At 68.2% G+C, this 18625-nt stretch carries 15 protein-coding genes; 9 read left to right on the top strand and 6 right to left on the bottom strand.

Going from position 1 to position 18625, the window contains the following annotated elements:
- Window positions 1-3 precede the first annotated feature (3 nt).
- The 4 genes from VMT65_RS17860 (at window position 4) to VMT65_RS17875 (ending at window position 6723) form a co-directional block, all read left to right on the top strand.
- Window positions 4-4095, top strand: coding sequence for a WD40 repeat domain-containing protein (locus VMT65_RS17860; protein ID WP_326309409.1), 4092 nt, complete (start codon window positions 4-6; stop codon window positions 4093-4095).
- A gap of 59 nt (window positions 4096-4154) precedes the next feature.
- Window positions 4155-4568: a nitroreductase/quinone reductase family protein gene (locus VMT65_RS17865; RefSeq protein ID WP_326309410.1), complete on the top strand. Its 414-nt coding sequence runs from the start codon at window positions 4155-4157 to the stop codon at window positions 4566-4568.
- 96 nt (window positions 4569-4664) lie between these two features.
- A complete protein-coding gene (locus VMT65_RS17870) occupies window positions 4665-6527 on the top strand; it encodes a PspC domain-containing protein (protein ID WP_326309411.1) in 1863 nt (620 codons plus the stop codon).
- Window positions 6517-6723, top strand: a complete 207-nt coding sequence (locus VMT65_RS17875; RefSeq protein ID WP_326309412.1) for a hypothetical protein — start codon at window positions 6517-6519, stop codon at window positions 6721-6723. Before VMT65_RS17870 ends, VMT65_RS17875 begins: the two co-directional genes overlap by 11 nt.
- A gap of 120 nt (window positions 6724-6843) precedes the next feature.
- On the opposite strand, the gene guaA is transcribed toward VMT65_RS17875, so the two are convergent.
- Entirely contained in the window at window positions 6844-8409 is a 1566-nt protein-coding gene (gene guaA / locus VMT65_RS17880; protein ID WP_326309413.1) for a glutamine-hydrolyzing GMP synthase, read from the bottom strand.
- Between the two features lie 459 nt (window positions 8410-8868).
- On the opposite strand from guaA, the gene VMT65_RS17885 reads away from it, so the two are divergent.
- Window positions 8869-9693, top strand: coding sequence for an alpha/beta fold hydrolase (locus VMT65_RS17885; protein ID WP_326309414.1), 825 nt, complete (start codon window positions 8869-8871; stop codon window positions 9691-9693).
- A 228-nt stretch (window positions 9694-9921) separates the two neighbouring features.
- On the opposite strand, the gene VMT65_RS17890 is transcribed toward VMT65_RS17885, so the two are convergent.
- A complete protein-coding gene (locus VMT65_RS17890) occupies window positions 9922-11055 on the bottom strand; it encodes a GuaB3 family IMP dehydrogenase-related protein (protein ID WP_326309415.1) in 1134 nt (377 codons plus the stop codon).
- Window positions 11056-11135: 80 nt separating this feature from the next.
- Complete coding sequence (guaB, locus tag VMT65_RS17895; protein WP_326309416.1) at window positions 11136-12680, bottom strand: IMP dehydrogenase; 1545 nt, start codon at window positions 12678-12680, stop codon at window positions 11136-11138.
- Between the two features lie 325 nt (window positions 12681-13005).
- On the opposite strand from guaB, the gene VMT65_RS17900 reads away from it, so the two are divergent.
- The gene (locus tag VMT65_RS17900; protein WP_029923780.1) at window positions 13006-13419 is read left to right on the top strand and encodes a DUF5319 domain-containing protein; all 414 of its coding nucleotides are present in this window, start codon (window positions 13006-13008) and stop codon (window positions 13417-13419) included.
- Window positions 13420-13557: 138 nt separating this feature from the next.
- On the opposite strand, the gene VMT65_RS17905 is transcribed toward VMT65_RS17900, so the two are convergent.
- The 3 genes from VMT65_RS17905 to VMT65_RS17915 form a co-directional block, all read right to left on the bottom strand.
- Complete coding sequence (locus VMT65_RS17905) at window positions 13558-14676, bottom strand: anti-sigma-D factor RsdA (protein WP_326309417.1); 1119 nt, start codon at window positions 14674-14676, stop codon at window positions 13558-13560.
- A complete protein-coding gene (locus tag VMT65_RS17910) occupies window positions 14669-15250 on the bottom strand; it encodes a sigma-70 family RNA polymerase sigma factor (protein ID WP_326309418.1) in 582 nt (193 codons plus the stop codon). Before VMT65_RS17910 ends, VMT65_RS17905 begins: the two co-directional genes overlap by 8 nt.
- 158 nt (window positions 15251-15408) lie before the next feature.
- On the bottom strand, window positions 15409-16344 hold the full coding sequence (locus VMT65_RS17915; protein WP_326309419.1) for a hypothetical protein: 936 nt from the start codon (window positions 16342-16344) through the stop codon (window positions 15409-15411).
- A gap of 610 nt (window positions 16345-16954) precedes the next feature.
- Here VMT65_RS17915 and VMT65_RS17920 point away from each other — a divergent pair.
- The 3 genes from VMT65_RS17920 to VMT65_RS17930 all read left to right on the top strand — a co-directional run bounded on the left by VMT65_RS17920 (window position 16955) and on the right by VMT65_RS17930 (window position 18619).
- On the top strand, window positions 16955-17248 hold the full coding sequence (locus VMT65_RS17920) for a WhiB family transcriptional regulator (protein ID WP_326309420.1): 294 nt from the start codon (window positions 16955-16957) through the stop codon (window positions 17246-17248).
- A gap of 485 nt (window positions 17249-17733) precedes the next feature.
- Window positions 17734-18309 (top strand): sigma-70 family RNA polymerase sigma factor, encoded by a 576-nt coding sequence (locus VMT65_RS17925; protein WP_326309421.1) that lies wholly within the window; start codon window positions 17734-17736, stop codon window positions 18307-18309.
- A gap of 1 nt (window position 18310) precedes the next feature.
- Complete coding sequence (locus VMT65_RS17930) at window positions 18311-18619, top strand: RskA family anti-sigma factor (RefSeq protein WP_326309422.1); 309 nt, start codon at window positions 18311-18313, stop codon at window positions 18617-18619.
- Window positions 18620-18625 lie beyond the last annotated feature (6 nt).

The raw sequence follows: 18625 nt of genomic DNA on the forward strand, positions 1-18625 counted from the left end.
GCGGTGACCGAGGACGACCAGATCGGCTCGCCCAGAGCCCTTTTCGCCCGGCGTTTCGCCGAACTCTATGAGGCGGCCGGAAATCCAACCCTCCGCCGTGTCGCCACCGCCGCCGAGAACCGCATGCGCGCCGCCCAGGGCACCCGCCCCGGCGGCGCGTCCGCCCAACGCATCAGCGACTGGAAGGCGGGCCGAAACGTCCCCGCCCGCTTCGAATCCCTGCTCCCGGTCGTCCTCACCCTCATCGACCTGGCTCGCAAATCCGGTCGCCCCCTACCCCGCCACCTGGCCGATCCCAAGGAATGGCAACGCCTCTGGCAATCGGCCACCACCTGGAACCCCGATGCCGACTCCGAACCCCCCTGCCCCTACCCGGGTCTCACCGCCTACGACGGCCACAACCGCACCCTCTTCTTCGGCCGCACCCGCGCCACCACCGAACTCACCGACCTGGTGCGAACCGCCACCGGAATCGTGGTGCTCATCGGCGCATCCGGAGCCGGAAAATCGTCACTGCTAGCAGCCGGCCTGATCCCCGCGCTCCCCGACTGGGAGACAACCCTTTTCACCCCGGGCGCGGATCCGCTCGCCGCGCTGCGGCGCGCGATCGCCGAAACCACGAACGCCACGGCCGCAGCAGCGGAGCACACAGCCGCGAAATCAGCCGATCCCATTACGAAACCAGCGGATCACCCCGATGCGGATTCCACAGATCGCGCCGCGACGGAACAGTCGGGCCGGGCGGTAGCGGACGCGGTTGATGTGGAATCGGATTCGGCCGCCGAGCCGACGGCGCTCGCCCCGCGTGTCGACGGCCCGCGCCGACTGCTGGTCATCGACCAGGCCGAGGAACTCTTCACCACCTGCGGCAGCGACCGCGAGCGGGAAGACTTCCTGGCCCTCCTCAACACCTGCGCCACTCGTGCCGACGACCCGATCGCGGTCGTCTTGGCCCTGCGCGCCGACTTCTACGCCCACTGTCTCGATCACCTGGTACTCCAGGACGCCCTCGAGCACCGCAGTTATCTACTCGGCCCCATGCGCACCGACGAACTGGCACAGGCGATCTCAGGCCCCGCCCGTGCGGCTGGGCTGGAGTTGGAACCCGGTCTCGAAGAGCTCGTCATCACCGAACTGTGCGGCGCAGGCGACCATCACGGCCGCCGCACCTACGACCCCGGCGCACTGCCCCTGCTGTCCCATGTCATGGCCGCCACCTGGCAGCATCGCGAGGGCCGCCGCCTCACCACCACCGGCTACCGCAAGGCGGGCGGCGTGGTCGGCTCGGTCGCCGAAACCGCCGAACACGCCTGGAACGAACTGTCCCCCGCCCAGCAATCCGCCGCCCGCGACCTCCTCCTGGGCCTGGTCACCGTCCGCCGCGATGCCCGCGACACCCGCCGCCCCGCCCTCCGCTCCGACCTCCTGGCCCGCGCCGCCAACCCCGCAGACGCCACCGCCGCCCTCGAACTCCTCTCCCACACCCGCCTGATCACCCTCGACGCCGACGCGGTAACCCTCACCCACGAAATAGTCCTCACCGCCTGGCCCCGCCTCCGCACCTGGATCGACGAAGACCGAGTCGGCTACCTCGTCCGCCAACGCCTCGAATCCGACGCCGCCGAATGGGCCGCCCAACACCGCGATCCCTCCCTCCTCTACCGCGGCACCCGCCTCCGCAACGCCCTCGACAATGTCGACCCACCCCCGGTCGGTCCCCTGGCCCACGAGTTCCTTGCCGCGGCCGATGCGGCAAGTCGCAAGTCCCGCAACCGGTCCCGCCGTACCACCGGCATTCTCGCCATTCTCGGGGTGGGGCTGTTGGTATTGGCGTTCGGGGTCTATTCCCAGAACCGCCTGGCCGATCAACGCCGTGACGACAAGAATTTCGCCGCCGTCCTCGCCCAGGCCGACCGCGTTCACCAGACCGACCCGTCCCTGGCGGCCCAGCTGAACCTGATCGCGTGGCGAATGCGCCCGGGGGACAACGATGTCCGCTCCCGGCTGCTGCAGTCCCAGATCGACCCGCTGGTGACGGTCACCTCCGCCCATCCACAGCAGGTCGTCCAACTCGCCTACCAGCCGAATGCGAAGGTGCTGGTGTCGCTCGCATCCGATCGCGGCCTGCGGCTCTGGGATTCGACCGACACCCGGCATCCGCGGCAACTCGGCAAACAGCTCGACCGAGTCGACGGAGTGGCCGTCGGTCCCGCCAATCTGATGGCCACCACGGCGGTACAGGAAGCGCCCGGCACGGTAACCCTCTGGGACATCGCGGATCCGGCCATACCCCGGCAACTCGCCACGCTGCCGAATCTTCCCGAATCCGGCCCGCTACGAACCGCTTTCACGGCGGATGGGCACACGCTGGCGGTGGAGACCCGCACCCACCTGATGCTGTGGTCGGTCGGCGATCCGCGGGCTCCGGTCCTCACCGCGATGCGCACCCTGCCCGCTTCCGGGGGCGCGCCGGGTGAGATCCGGTTCAGCCCGGACGGTCGTCTGCTCGCCCTCGTCGCCCTCGATCTCACGGCCAACACCGCCGCCGTGCAACTGTGGAACGTAGCGAATCCGGCGAACCCGACCTTGTTGACTCCAGCCCTCGACGCTCCCGCCGAACTGGTGCTGGCCATCGACTTCAGCCCCGACAGCACGATGCTTGCCGTCGGCTCGAGCGAGGAGACTCGCGTCTCCGACGACAGCGCCATCGGTGTGCGCCTCTGGGACGTGCGCGATGCGGCGCACACCCGCCCCCTCGCGACATTGGATACCGGCAGCAGATTGCTCCGGGCGCTGGTCTTCTCACCCCAGGGCGACACCCTGGCCGTATCGGGCAATCGCGGATCGTCGGTCTGGAACATCACCGATCCGGCGAATCCGACCCGATTGATCGATCAGTTGCCCATGAGCCCGTCGCTCTGTCATTTCGGCCAACTGTCCTCACAGTGCATAGGTGGTCCCGACACTCTCGCCTTCGCGCCCGACGGCCGTACGCTGGCCGCGGGCGGATACAGCGGCGATATCCAGATCTGGTCGTTGCCGTCGGCAGTGCTCGCGGAGCCTGTCGGGGCGGGTCCATCACCCGCGTACGCCGCCAACGGCAATCGGCTCGCCAACGTGACCGGGTCCGGCCGCGTGGTGCTCTGGGATGTCCGCGATCCCACGCTGCCCACCCGAATCGGCGAATATCGCGCCGAATCCGTTACTCCGGCAGTACGTCTCAGTGCGGACGGCAACACCCTGCTGGTTTTCGACATGCTGTCCGCCCGGGTACGGACCGTCGACCTCACCGATCCGGCGCACCCGCGCACACTCGGCGACTGGACCCTGGCGACCCCGAAGTCGCAGCGCATCGCCACCATCAGCCGCAGCAACCGGCTGATGGCCACGGTCGGCAGCGACAGCTTCCAGCTGTGGGACCTCTCCGATTCGACCCGGCCGCAGCCCATCGGCACGCCCCGGCCCTTGGGTGAATCCGGCTCAGCCTTCTTCGGCGCCGACGACAGCACGCTGATCCTCTACCGGATGCCCGGCGAGCAGGGCAGGCAACAGCTGATCGCCGAACTCTGGAACATCACCGATCCGACACGGCCACAACTGGTTTCGGAACTACTGAATCGGCCGGCGACGGTGATCGACACCGTGGGAATCACCCCGGACCAGAAAACCCTGGTCGACACCAGCAACGAGCGAATCCAACTGTGGGACATCACCGCACCATCGAAACCGGTCCGCCTGGGCGATCCGTTCACCGCTCACACCGTCCCCATCGTGCCCTTCGTATCGACCGACCCGCGCACCTTGTTCACGGTGGGCGTCGACGGCACGCTCCAGCGGTGGGACCTCTCCGATCGCGCGCACCCGAAACTCATCACCGCGCTCGCCCAATCGGTCTCCTACAGCTGGAACGCCGCGCTCGCCCCGGACCGTCGGCACATCGCCTCCGCGTCCACCGACGGCACCCTGCACCTGTGGGACCTCGACGAACAGCATGCCGTCGACCGCATCTGCGCCCTCACCGGCACCATGTGGACCGAGGATCTCTGGCACCGCTACCTCCCCCAGCTCCCCTACCACCCGCCCTGCCCGGCCTGAGCGGAATTTCCCCGACCCGCCCTCGGTTGGCAGCAACGGAACCGAACAGGACGGGTGAGATGAACGCTTTCAATGAGTCTGTGATCGAGGAGTTTCGCGCCAATGGCGGGAAGGTCGGTGGGCCCTTCGAGGGGCGCGACAATATGGTGGTGATCACCACGATCGGGGCGAAATCCGGTCGGGCCGTGACCAATCCGCTGGTCTATGTGCCGGACGGGGAGCGCATCGTGCTCATCGCCTCCAACGGCGGCGCGGACAAGCATCCGGCCTGGTATCACAATCTTCGCGCCAATCCGGAGCTCACCGTCGAACTCGGCACCGAAACGTACACGGGCAAGGCCGAGGTCCTCACCGGTGCGGAAGCCGACGAACTCTACGAGCGCATGATCGAACTGATGCCCGTGTTCGCCGAGTACCGCGAGAACACCAGCCGCCGCATCCCCGTCGTCGCGGTCTACCGCCGACCCGAGTGACCCGGGGCCCGGTTACCCGCCGCAGGCCAAGTTCAGGTCTCCATTCAGGGTGATCCCCGATGCGCCCGCGGCGGGGCGCGCAGCACGATGGATGCCATGACGAGAACGAGCGACTGGTCCAAGGGCGCCGGGCGTACCGGCTTCTCCGATCAGCTTCACGATCTGTGGCAGACCCGGCCGGTGCGCTTTCCGAAGGATGGGCCGATCGCGGGCGTGGCCGTCGGGTTCGGCCGCCGCTACGGCGTGGATCCCGTGCTGGTGCGGGTGGCGTTCGTGGTGTCGGCGCTGTTCGGCGGGGCGGGCATCGTGCTCTACCTGCTGTGCTGGCTGCTGCTGAACCAGACCGGGGACCAGTCCTCGGCGGCGGAATCGCTGTTCGGGCGCGGCCGGTCCTCGCATTCCTCGTCCAAGACCATCGTGCTCATGGTGGCGTTGGGGATCGCCGTGAGCACGATGGGGCCCGTCGGGGTGGGACTCGGCGGGTCCGGCGTCATCAGCTTCGCACTCATGCTGGCCGGATGGTGGCTGCTCTACCAGCGCCAACCTCAGCCGCCCGCAACCTATTTCGAGCACGCGACGGCCGACAGCATTCTCAATACCGGCTACCCGGGCACCACCAACCCGTTCTGGACCGGCTATCCGGGCACCAATGCGGTCACCTTCCAGACCTACGGCCCCTACACCACGCTGCCCGACCACTACGAGCCCGACCCCAACCAACCCGCCCCGGATTCCGCTGCCGCCCAAGGCATGTCGCAGCCCGGCCAGGCCATGTCGCAGGGCGAGACCGGGCAGAGCATGTCGCAGGGCGAGCAGATCATGTCTCAGAACGAGCAGAGCATGTCCCAGAGCGATTCGGGCGAGGCCGTCACCGAGGTGCTCGAGACCCGCTACGCCCCCGCTTCCTCCGTGAGCGACACCGTGGTGCTGCGTAAACCAGAATCCGATTCGGGCACAACCGCTTCCGAGGAGTCGAACCACTCCCCCGCCGAGAGCCACTCCCCTTTCACCGAAGCGAGCACGGCACCCGAGGACCAGCCCGGGGCGAGCTCCGCCGGTCCGGTTCAGCTCGACAAGCCAGACAAGGCAACGGTCCAACTCGACAAGACCGGCGGGGAAGAGCCCCCTTCCGAGGACACCCCCACCGCCGTGATCCCGGTCGACCAGCCCGCGCCCCCCGCCGAGCAATCCGTCGAATCCCGTCCGCTGCACCGCATTCCGCCCACCGGCGACCGCCCCCGCACCGGCTTCGGCCCGGCCCCGATCTCCCCCGACTTCGGTCCCACCCCGCCCGGCTGGGATCCGCTCGGCGTGGCCCCGCTGGCCTGGGAACTGCCCGAGCCGGGCGGCCCGGTACCGCAGCAGGCCGTCGTCCAGGCTCCCCCGCGCCGTCCCCGCTCGCGGCTGACGGTGGTCACCATCGGTCTCGCGATTCTCGCCGCCGCGGCGGCGGGTTCCGTGGCCGCCTCGGGCGTGGACTGGATGACGCCGGGCCGCATCGGCGCCGCCGCGCTCGCGGTGATCGCGCTGGGGCTGATCATCGGCGCGTTCCTGCGCCGCGGACACGGGCTCATGGTCTTGCTGGCCCCGCTGGCCGGATTCGTCATCCTGGCCTCGCTGGTCGGCCCGATCCAGTTCGACAAGGGCGCGATGGGCGATCACACCTGGACCGCCGCAACGGATTCCGAGCTGCTGCCGGTGTATCACGTATCCATGGGCTCGGGCACGCTCGACCTGAGCAAGCTGCAATTGACCGCGAACAAGGACGTCGATCTGCGGGTCCGCATGGGCGACGCCCGCGTCATCCTGCCGCCGAACCTGCGCGTCAACACGACCTGCAATGTCCGCATGGGCGATTCGAACTGCCTCACCGGAATGTCCGGCCCCGCAACGGGTCCGGTCCTGAACCTGACCGTGGATGTACAGATGGGAAATGCGGAGGTGAACCGTGGCCGATAACAAGAACAAGAACCGCCGACCCTCGTTCGGGCTGCTACTGGCCGGACTGCTGGGTCTCGGGGTGAGCGTCTGGGCCTTCGTCGGCCCCTCCTCCTGGCCCGTCTCCGGCGGACTGTCCCTCGGCTGGATCGTCGTCATCGCCGCCATAGTCGTCGGCATAGTCCTGGTTCTCACCCCGAAGCGGAACCGAGACTAGGCCGAGCGCGCTGCCCATTCCCTCGCCGGGACAGCGCACCCCTTCCCGGACTGCCCTCCGAGAAGGCCGAAGGCCCCGCACCGTTCACGGTGCGGGGCCTTCAACGTGTCCGCGGGAGCATCACTCCCATTCGATGGTCCCCGGCGGCTTGCTCGTCACGTCGAGCACCACGCGGTTGACCTCCGCCACCTCATTGGTGATGCGGGTGGAGATGCGCTCGAGCACCTCGTAGGGCAGGCGGGTCCAGTCGGCGGTCATGGCGTCCTCGGAGGACACCGGACGCAGCACGATCGGGTGGCCGTAGGTGCGGCCGTCGCCCTGCACGCCGACGCTGCGGACGTCGGCCAGCAGCACCACCGGGCACTGCCAGATCGACTTGTCCAGCCCGGCGGCCGTAAGTTCCTCGCGCGCAATGGCATCCGCCTGGCGCAGCAGCTCCAGCCGGTCGTGGGTGACCTCGCCGATAATGCGAATGGCCAGGCCCGGGCCCGGGAACGGCTGGCGCGCAACGATTTCCTCGGGCAGGCCCAGTTCGCGGCCGACCGCGCGCACCTCGTCCTTGAACAGCAGCCGCAGCGGTTCGACCAGAGCGAACTCCAGATCGTCGGGCAGACCGCCGACATTGTGGTGCGACTTGATGTTCGCGGTGCCCGCGCCGCCGCCGGACTCGACCACGTCCGGGTACAGCGTGCCCTGCACCAGGAACTCGACCTTGGTCTCGCCCTGCTCGCCGACCACCTCGGAAACCGCGTCCTCGAACGACCGGATGAACTCCCGGCCGATGATCTTGCGCTTCTCCTCCGGATCGGTGACGCCCTTCAGCTCACCCAGGAACTTGTCGACCGCGTCGACGGTGACCAGCTTGGCCCCGGTCGCGGCGACGAAATCCCGCTGCACCTGCTCGCGCTCGCCCGCGCGCAGCAGACCGTGATCGACGAACACACAGGTGAGGCGATCGCCGATGGCCCGCTGCACCAGCGCGGCCGCGACCGCGGAGTCCACGCCGCCGGACAGACCGCAGATGGCGTGCCCGTCGCCGACCTGCTCACGCACCTGCTTGATCAGCGCCTCGGCGATATTGGACGCGGTCCACGAGCCCGGAATCCCGGCGATCTCGTGCAGGAACCGGCTCAACACCTGCTGGCCGTGCGGCGAGTGCAGCACCTCCGGGTGGTACTGCACACCCGCGAGCTTGCGCCCCCGATCCTCGAAGGCCGCGACCGGCGCGCCCGCGGAGGTCGCGGTCACCTCGAAGCCCTTCGGGGCGTCGGTGACGGCGTCGCCGTGGCTCATCCACACCGGCTGCCGGGTGGGCAGACCGCCGTGCAGGATGCCGCCGTCGACGCTCAGCTCGGTGCGCCCGTATTCGCGAGTCCCGGTGTGCGCCACCGTGCCACCGAGCGCCTGCGCCATGGCCTGGAAGCCGTAGCAGATGCCGAAGACCGGCAGCTCCAGATCGAACAGCCGCGCGTCCAGCTGCGGCGCGCCCTCGGCGTACACGCTGCTGGGTCCGCCGGAGAGAATCACCGCAAGCGGCTTGCGCTCCGCGATCTCCTCCACGGTGATCGTGTGCGGAACCACTTCGGAATACACACTCGCTTCGCGCACCCGGCGCGCGATCAGCTGCGCGTACTGCGCACCGAAGTCGACGACAAGGACTGGTCGCTGGGTTTCTGCCACCGCCACAGTCTACGGAGAGATACAGCACACACTCGCCCCGGGCAAGCCCCACGTACACCCGGGTCGTGACCTGCGCGCGAACCCTTGGACCTCCACCCCGGGCCGGTGATTCGCCGCGGCCTCGGAAGCGGTTGCCGTCCGGCCCGGAAGTGGTGGCATCGGGACGGTATTCGCGTCGAGCGGTCCCCGGATAGGGACTTCCGGCCCCGATTCCGCCACCCTCCGGTAGTCGATGGGGCATACCTTCCGGTCCCGATCGAACGGTGACAACTGGTTTCGTACCGTGGTGGGTAACTCACCGGGTACGACCCGAATCGGTTCGGCACCCAGCTGTCGGTCGGGTGCGAAACCGTCAACGGCTCTTGGCTGCCCGCTGAAGGCTCGGGGAGGCGGAATTGACACCCGCTGGGGCACTGGGCCGCAAAGCCCGCCGGTTTGTCACAGGCGCTCGCTATTCTCTACCTCGTGCCATTCGCCCGTGCGATCGATGCCGAGATCCACTACGAGGACAGCGGGGGCGAGGGTCCGGTGGTGTTGCTGGGGCACGAATTCCTCATGGACCGAACGATGTTCGCGTCGCAACAGGCGGCGCTGACTCCGGAGTTCCGGATCGTGACCTGGGACGCGCGCGGGCACGGCCGCACCCGTGACGAGGGGCTGCCGTTCACGTACTGGACCTCCGCCCGGGACGCGCTGACCGTACTGGATCAACTCGGCGTGGAACGCGCCGTGGTGGGCGGGATTTCGCAGGGCGGCTTCATCGCCCTGCGCACCGCGCTGCTGGCCCCCGACCGCGTCGCCGCCCTCGTCCTGCTCAGCAGCGAGGCGCACGAGCCCACCCCCGCCGAACTCACCAATGCCCGGAAATTCCTGGACAAATGGTACGAAGACACCCCGCGCCCCGCCCTCGCCGAATACCTCGCCCGCTGGATCATCGGCGATGACGACTGGTACCGCGCCGTCTGGGTGAAGCGCTGGCTGGCCCGCGACCCCAACGCCACCGAGATAGCCGCCGGAGCCCTCCTCAACCGCGACTCCGTCCTGGACCGACTACCCGAAATCACCTGCCCCGCTTTGGTCATCCACCCCACCCGCTCCGGCGTCCCCCGCGCCCACGCCCGCGAACTGGCCGACCGCCTCCCCGACTCCCGCTACCTCGAAATCGAGGGCGCCCGCCAAACGGTGAACATGACCCACCCGGTAGCCGTCAACACCGCCATCCGAGAGTTCCTCCGCGACAAGGTGATCCCCCCACTCCGCGACTTCACCGCCCGCCCGATCAGCCGCTGACCCCGGATACGACTCGCGCCCTTGTCAATCCAGCACACTGGATCGACAAGGGCGCGTTTGTCTCTTCCGTCCGCAAAGGCGACAACTGATTTCGCGCCGATCCGGGTAACTCCCCGGGTACGTCCAAAATCGTTTCGGCACCCAACCGCCGGCACGGATGCACGACAGCCAACGGCTCTCAGCCGCCCGCTAAAGACGCGGAGAGGCGGGGGAGTGAGGCGGGGGAGCCTATGCGCGGACGTTCAAACCGACCTTCTGGAATTCCTTCAGGTCGCAGTAGCCGGTCTTGGCCATCGAACGGCGCAGGCCGCCAACGAGGTTCAGCGAGCCGAACGGGTCGTTGGAGGGGCCGTTGAGGACCTGGGAGAGCGGGACGCGCTCCTCCTCGATGGCGTACGGCAGCACCGCGCCGCGCGGGACCGAGGGGTGGGCGGCGGCCGAGGGCCAGTACCAGCCGTTGCCCGGGGTCTCCTTGGCCATGGCCAGCGGCACGCCCAGCATGACCGCGTCCGCGCCGCAGGCGATGGCCTTGGCGATGTGGCCGGAGGTCAGGGTCTCGCCGTCGGCGATGACGTGCACGTAGCGCCCGCCGGTCTCATCGAGGTAGTCGCGGCGCGCGGCCGCGGCGTCGGCGATGGCGGTGGCCATGGGCACGCCGATGCCGAGCACCTCACCGGTGGTGGTCGCGCCCTGCATGGAGCCGTAGCCGACGATGACGCCGGCCGCGCCGGTGCGCATCAGGTGCAGCGCGGTGCGGTGGTCGGACACGCCGCCCGCGACCACCGGCACATCCAGCTCGGCGATGAAGGTCTTGAGGTTCAACGGTTCTCCGTCGCCCACGTGCTCGGCGGAGATGATGGTGCCGTGCACCACCAGCAGGTCGATGCCCGCAGCCACCAGCGCCGGGGTCAGCGTCCGCGCGTTCTGCGGGCTGACCCGCACCGCGGTGGTGACACCGGCCGCGCGCACCTGCGCGACCGCGGCGGCCAGCAGATCCGGCTGCATCGGCGCGGCGTGCAGCTCCTGCAGCAGCGCCACCGCCGCCTCGGTGCCCTGCTTCTCGCCGACCTCGGTCAGCTGCTGGATCTTGGCGTCCACATCGGCGTGCCGGGCCCACAGCCCCTCACCGTTGATGACGCCCAGGCCGCCGGCCTTGCCCAGCTCGATGGCGAACGACGGCGACACCAGCGCGTCGGTCGGGTGCGCCAGGAAGGGGATCTCGAAGCGGTAGGCGTCCAGCTGCCAGGCCAGCGACACCTGCTTGGACGAGCGGGTCCGCCGCGAGGGCACGATGTCGATATCGTCCAGCTCGTAGGTGCGCCGAGCCGTCCGGCCCATGCCGATCTCGACCATATCGCGCATCGTGTTTCATTCCTCTCTGAGTTCGATTGCCAGACATGACAAAACCGGTCCGCGGCCATGCGCGAACCGGTTGAGTCCGGCTACGAACGGGTGGTGTAGTTGGGAGCCTCGACGGTCATGGTGATGTCGTGCGGGTGCGACTCCTTCAGGCCCGCCGCCGTGATCTGCACGAACTGGGCCGCCTGCAGATCCGGAATGGTCTGCGCGCCGGTGTAACCCATGGCCGCGCGGAGACCGCCGACCAACTGGTGGATCACCTGGTCCAGCGGGCCGCGGAACGGCACCCGGCCCTCGATGCCCTCGGGCACCAGCTTCTTCTCCGAGAGCACGTCGTCCTGGAAGTAGCGGTCCTTGGAGTAGGACTTGGCCTCGCCGCGCCCCTGCATGGCGCCCAGCGAACCCATGCCGCGGTAGCTCTTGAACTGCTTGCCGCCCACCAGGATCAGATCGCCCGGCGACTCGGCGGTACCGGCCAGCAGCGAGCCCAGCATGACGGTGGAGGCACCGGCCGCGATGGCCTTGGCGATGTCACCGGAGTACTGCACGCCGCCGTCGGCGATGACCGGCACGCCGTGCGGCTTGCACGCCGCGGTGGCCTCGAGGATGGCGGTGATCTGCGGCGCGCCGACACCGGCGACCACGCGCGTGGTGCAGATGGAGCCGGGGCCCACACCCACCTTCACCGCGTCCACGCCCGCCTCGACCAGCGCCAGCGCACCCGCGCGGGTGGCGACATTGCCGCCGACGATCTGCACGCGATCGCCGACCTCGGCCTTGACCTTCGACACCATCTGCAGCACGCCCGACTGGTGACCGTGCGCGGTGTCCACGATGAGCACGTCCACGCCGACCTCGGCCAGGGTCATGGCCCGGTTCCAGGCGTCCTCGCCGACACCCACGGCCGCGCCGACCAGCAGCCGACCGTCGCGGTCCTTGGTGGCGTTCGGGTACTGCTCGGTCTTGACGAAGTCCTTGACGGTGATCAGCCCGCGCAGCTTGCCGGAACCGTCCACGATCGGCAGCTTCTCGATCTTGTGGCGGCGCAGCAGGCCCAGCGCGGCCTCGGCGGTGACGCCCTCCTGGGCGGTGATCAGCGGCGCGGGGGTCATCACCTCGGCGACCTTGCGGTCCTGATCGACCTCGAAGCGCATGTCGCGGTTGGTGATGATGCCGATCAGAATGCCGCGGTCGTCCACGACCGGCAGACCGGAGATGCGGAAGCGCGCGCACATGGCGTCGACCTCGGCCAGGGTGTCATCGGGGCGACAGGTCACCGGATCGGTCACCATGCCCGCCTCGGACCGCTTCACGGTCTCGGCCTGCGCGGCCTGCGCCTCGATCGACAGATTGCGGTGCAGCACACCCATACCGCCCGCGCGGGCCATGGCGATGGCCATGCGCGCCTCGGTCACGGTGTCCATGGCCGAGCTCACCAGCGGGGTGCGCAGCGAGATCTCACGGGTCAGCTTGCTGGAGGTGTCGACGGAGCTCGGGATCAGATCCGAGGCCGCGGGCAGCAGCAGCACATCGTCGAAGGTGAGGCCGAGCATGGCGATCTTGTCGGGATCGTCTCCACCCGTACGGGGGCGGAGCTCGTTTCGTTCGCCCGTCACGGGACTGCTCATTCGGATCGACCCCTCCTGGACCTCGGCATCGTCCACCGGACCGGGCACCGGTGGACGAGTGGATGAATGGCAATGCCTGGCGTTTACCACCCGGCCTTTGGTGAACCATGGTATCGGGCCCCGAATTCCGAACCGCACCCGCGCCCGGCCCCGCGTCAGCGGCCCTTACGGCCTTGTCGCAACCGCCACAACCGCTGCGGTTTGTCTCCTATGCCATTAGTGTGTCGACTGCCACGACATCACTGTGTGCTGTGCCACCAGCGAAGTGAGGGCAAATCCCCTTCAGCGCTGGCGCACAAGGGGTGGTTCTGCGTACCGTGGGACTGTGCGTGACCATCTACCACCTGGCTTGCCGCCGGATCCATTCGCCGGAGACCCCTCCGACCCGTCGGCCGCGCTCGATGCCATCGAGCCGGGGGAACCGCTGGATCCTCACGAGCGCCTAGCGGTCGAAGAGGATCTCGCCGACCTCGCGGTATATGAGGCACTGCTGGCCCACCGCGGCATCCGCGGCCTGGTGGTCAGCTGCGAGGACTGTCGACAGGACCATTACCACGACTGGGACATGTTGCGCGCCAACCTCCTCCAGCTACTGGTGGACGGCACGGTGCGCCCGCACGAGCCCGCCTACGACCCGACCCCCGAGGCGTACGTCACCTGGGATTACTGTCGCGGTTACGCGGACGCCTCGATGAACGAGGCGCTGCACGGCGACGGATTCGACGGGTTCGACGTCTGATTCGTCTCCCGATTCCCCGATTCCACGAGAAGGGCCTGCATCCTCGGATGCAGGCCCTTCCTCGTTGTGCGCTTTCGTGAACCCTCATGCCTTCACGAAAAACCGACCGCCACACGACGATCGGATACAGCCTTTGTTCTAGTGCGTCGGTCCGGGAGCCGGTGGCACCAGCGCGCCACCGGTCGGCAGGACCAACGTGGTCGGGACAACCGGTCCGCCCGTGGGCTTCTCGATCGTCGCCGGCTGGGTCGGCGGCGTGACGCCACCGGTGGGGACACCGGTCGGCACCACCGCGGTCGTGGTGCCGGGGGCGGTCGGCGGGGTCGCCGGTTCACTCGGCTCCGAAGACGGTTGCACCGGAACCGTCGTCACCGGCGGCACGGTGGGCACCGTCGAAACGCCGCCGCCCGTAGTCGGATTCGGCTCGGTGTCGGGATTGGTCCCGAGCACCCGGGGATCGACCGTGGTGGACGAGCCGCCACCGGTGGTCGGATTCACCGGCGGCACCGGGTTGTTCGGCGTGGTCGTCACCACCGGCACCTTGGTGGTGGTCGGCGCCAGCGTCGCCAGCGATTCCGCGACGGTCGGCGCCACCTGCTGCAGCTGCGTGAACAGCTGCTGCCAACGATCGTTCAGCGTGTCCTTCTTGGACGAGTCGTTGACCTGGGAGGCATTGTCGGCCGCCTTCTCCAGCGCCTTCTTCGCCTCTTCGGGCTTGTCCTCCGCCAAGAGCTGCTTCGCCTGCGCCAGACTGTCGTCCGCGCGGGAGACCACCGTGGACTGCGCCTGCTCGCTGAACACGACCTCCTTCATCCGCCAGAGCGGATCGCCGGGGCTCGCGTTGTAGGAGAACGCCGTCAGACCGCCGAGGATCAGCGCCGCAGCCGCCGCAGCACCCAAAAGAGGCCGCACCAGCCGTAGTCGCCCCCGGTTCGACGCCCCGATCCGGGCCTGCCGCGCGCCGATCTCCTGATTGACCGCCGCGACAATGGCATCCAGGTCCGGTCCGGCCGGAAGCGGCTCGGCCATGATTTCCGCTCGCCAGTCCGCCAGCAAGGCCGCGAGCTGATATTCCTCCGAGGTGCCCGTCTGCACGGGACCGTCGCCGGAGATGGCGTCGATCAGCGCATCGTCGCGTCGCACCGCGGCGATGTCCACCGGCCCGGTATCACCGGACGCCTCGGCGTAGGGACCGCTGTTCTGCGATCCAGGTCGCGCCTTCCAGTCGCCCCGACCGCGCTCGCCATCCCTAGCCATACATTTCACCTGCCCTCGCCACTTGAGACTTGAGTTTCGCGAGCGCCCGGTGCTGGGCCACTCGTATAGCACCCGCCGTACTGCCCACGGCGACTGCGGTTTCTTCAGCCGACAAACCCATGACCAAGCGCAGGATCAGGATCTCTCGATGCTTTTCCGGCAAAGTCGCCAACAGAGCGTTCATCTGTCGGCTCGTTTCGGATTCGAGAGCGCGCTGCTCCGGCCCCTGGTCGGTGGATATGACATCAGGTACTTCGGCCATGGCGTCCGCCTTGTTACGGGCGGAATTTCGATGGGCGTCCGCGACCTTGTGCGAGGCGATGCCGTAGACGAAAGCCATGAACGGCCGGCCCTGATCCTGATAGCGGGGAAGGGCGGTCATCACGGCCAGACAGACCTCCTGCGCGACGTCGTCTGCGGAGAGCTGGCCGCGTTCGGCCGTTCCGATACGGGCGCGGCAGTACCGCACCACGAGCGGGCGGATGCTCTCCAGTACCTGGGAAAGGGCCGCCCGGTCGCCCTGCGCTGCGGCAGCGACGACAGCGGGATCCAACTCCTCACCCGTGTTGTTCATCGTCAGAGCTGTTCCTGGCGTTTGTTCAAGTGGCACGGCGGCGGAGGGCCGGTGCTTCCGCGGAGGGGCGGAACGGTCCAACAATAGCGGCTGACGCATTCATGCCAGGCGTTACGGGGTCCTTCTCGGGGACGATTCAGGGACTTCCCCGGGACCACTCAGGGATGGCCGAGAACCTCGCTCGCCGAACGCAATCGCCCACCGCGAGCGGCCAGCAACCGCGCGCACTCGGCGGCGAGATCGGCTCCGTCACCGGCGGGTTCGATACCGGAGCGGAGCATGGCGCAGGCCCACCGCAGCGGCAGCAGTTCGTGTTCACGACAGGCGCGCTCGACTTCGGTTGCGAGAGCGCGGGATCGGTCGAGGTCGCCGACGGCGGCGCTGGCGGCGGCCAGCAGTAGCCGGGATTTCACTCGATGCCGCAGGGAGGGCGAGTTTTCGGCGAGTGCGACGGCGGCCCGCGCGTGCGCCAGGGCGGGGTCGGCATCGGCGGGCGGGAGGCTGTGCGCGGGGTCGGCGGCGGGTGCGGAGATCAAACCGGAGCCGGGGGCCGACAGCGCCGTCTCGGCAGCCACCCAGTGCAGGCGGACACGCGGACGCCAGGCGGTATCGACGCCCGGCAGGTGAATGTCGAGATAACTCTGGCAACGATTGAGCAGCCGGGCGGCAAGCGCCGGGCGCAGGGTGCCCAGGGCGTCGGCGGCGAGTCCGGTCAACGCATCGCAAACCGCTTCCGCCCGGCGCGATTCGGCCACCGTCGCGGCGGGGCCCGCGGTCCGGTCGGCGGTGGCCGCCAGCACCAGGGCGGCGGCGCGGCCATCCACAACAGCGGCGTGAGTGTGCCAGCCGAGCTGGCGCAGCAGGGAACCCTCGGTGCTGTGGGTCAGCGACAGCAGGGCCGGATCGGCGGTGGCGCGGCGGGCGCGGGCGAGTTCGGCCCGCGCGGCGGCATAGCGCCCGACGCCGCCGAGCGCGACCGCCCGCAACCACGATTGGTAGGCATCGCCCGCTGTGGGCAACCCGATGGCAGCGAGTTCCGGGGCGGAACCGAAGGCGGCGTCGGCGAGTTCGGAGTTCACTTCGAGCACAGGCACAGCCGCACTCTAACCAGCGCGGGGGCAAGTGAGGGCAGCTGCCATATCACAGTTCCTCAGCTACCCCTCAGCATTCGCAAGCGCCTTTGTGTTTCCAGTCCGTAAATCTGTTCTCGCTATCGCCTAGCACGCCCGTAAGGAATTCGTATAGCGTTTCGCGCTATTAACCTGAGCGCCTCGAAGCGGCCACTTCTACCGTACTCAGCTCCGGATGTCCAATGGCTGAGATCACTCTGATCGCGATGCTTGCATAGATCGCGCGACAGGTATTGAAGCTCGAATATCCATTGCTACCAGGCATTTTGGCGAGTCGAATGGGCTATCACGGGTTGGTCACGGCCCTGGGCAACCGATCAGTATCACCACAGTGCGGTGGATTTGTAAATAGCTGGGATGTTAATTCTCTAATGTCCCAGTATTCGGCTCGAGTCGAATGAAGCTATTGACTCGATTTCGTTGTCCGACCTAACGTACGACATCGCCACCGTCGGCGTCGCGTTGAATTGCGACTCCGGCGAAGTGCGATCGCCGGGCCACGGCGATGCGGCCACCTGTTTGCCACCAGCACCCGCTCGACAATGCCGACGAGCTCGCACCAAGAGGAGTTCACATGCCTATGCCGACCCACCTCCCCGGTCCGAACGCCGACGTATGGGATTGGCAGATGCGCGGATCCTGCCGCGGCCAGGACTCGTCGGTCTTCTTTCATCCCGACGGCGAACGCGGCCGCGCCCGGGCGCAGCGCGAAATGCGCGCCAAAGAGGTCTGCAAGTCCTGCCCCGTCCTGCTGCAGTGCCGTTCGCACGCCCTGAAGGTCAGTGAGCCCTACGGCATCTGGGGCGGTATGTCCGAGACCGAGCGCGAGCTACACGCGCGCCGCAATCGCCGCCGCGTCGTCGCCTGAGCCAACCCCCCTTGACGCGAATCCGGACGGGGTCCGATTCGATACCGGCGGTTCGCCTTCCACTCTCCGGGCCCGTGCTCACGAGCCCGGGGAGTGCGCCGGGCGCGGGTCCGAGCAAACCCGTGTGACCGATGTTCACCAGCGGTGTCGCTGATGCGGGCGGCGGGGTGAGCTCGAGATTTTTCCCATCCGCCGGTAGGGGCGTGCCGAATGTCTAGCAAACAACCGGCACCGTTCGGCGGGGGTCGGTGGTTGCCGATGCGTCCCGGCGTGTCCTTCGCGTCACGATTGCGGCGTTTCGGCGCAAAACGGAAAACTGCTGTGCCACAGTCGCTTTGCCGATACCCCCACCCGAGAGGAGGTCATAGCGGCACGCTACCCTCGTGGCCGATGACACAGAACGGAGCGTTGTGACAACGCGGCCGCCTGCCGCAGAGGGCGACTCGTTCCAGAGTTCGAGGGACGGTCGGGTGGGAGCACCCAGCGTGGACTCTGCGGTGACGGCGCGCGCAGCCGAAAGTCTCGAACTCGCCGCATTACTCGAACGTTGCGGGCAGTCCGATCAGCAGGCGTTCGCCGAGCTGTACGACCGCACCAGCGCGCGGGTCTTCGGCCTGGTCCTACGCGTGCTACACGATCCGGGATACGCGGAGGAGACGACCCAGGAGGTCTACCTCCAGATATGGCGCACGGCAGCCAACTTCGATCCGGCCAAGGGTTCGGCGGTCACCTGGTTGATGACGCTGGCCCACAGACGCGCGGTCGACAGAGTCCGTGCCGAGCAGGCGCACGCCTTGCGCGAAGTCGCCTACGGCACCAGCACTCTCGGTAACGAATTCGATGAAGTCACCGAAGAAGTCGGACGACGGCTGGAGCAGCAGGCTGTCCTCGCGGGCCTGGCCACGTTGACGGAGACGCAGCGCGAAGCCATCTCCCTCGCCTACTTCGGTGGGCGGACATATGCCGAGGTAGCGGCCTACCTGGGCGTAGGGTTACCTACCGTTAAGTCCCGTATACGGGATGGACTGACACGACTCAAGAAAAGTTTGGGAGTGACGTGAGATGAACGAAAGCCAGATCGATCTCGCGCACACTGTCGCGCTCGGATCGATCGGCGACGAAGATCAGCGCGCAGTTGCGGAGGTTTTAGATACCGACGACCCGGTACTGCGCGCCGCCTTCACCCAGGAAGTGCAGCAGACCCGAGAAGCGCTCGCCCTGGCCGCGTCGACGGTGCCAATGTCGCCACCGCCCGCCCTCCGCGACCGCCTTCTCGCCGCGATAGCCACGGACCAGGCCCCGCCGAGCACGATTCACCACCCGCACCTCCACCACGGCAATGGCCGCTCCAGCCAAACCGTGCGTGACTAGCCACCT

The organism is Nocardia sp. CDC153, assembly GCF_035818515.1.
Taxonomy (GTDB): domain Bacteria; phylum Actinomycetota; class Actinomycetes; order Mycobacteriales; family Mycobacteriaceae; genus Nocardia.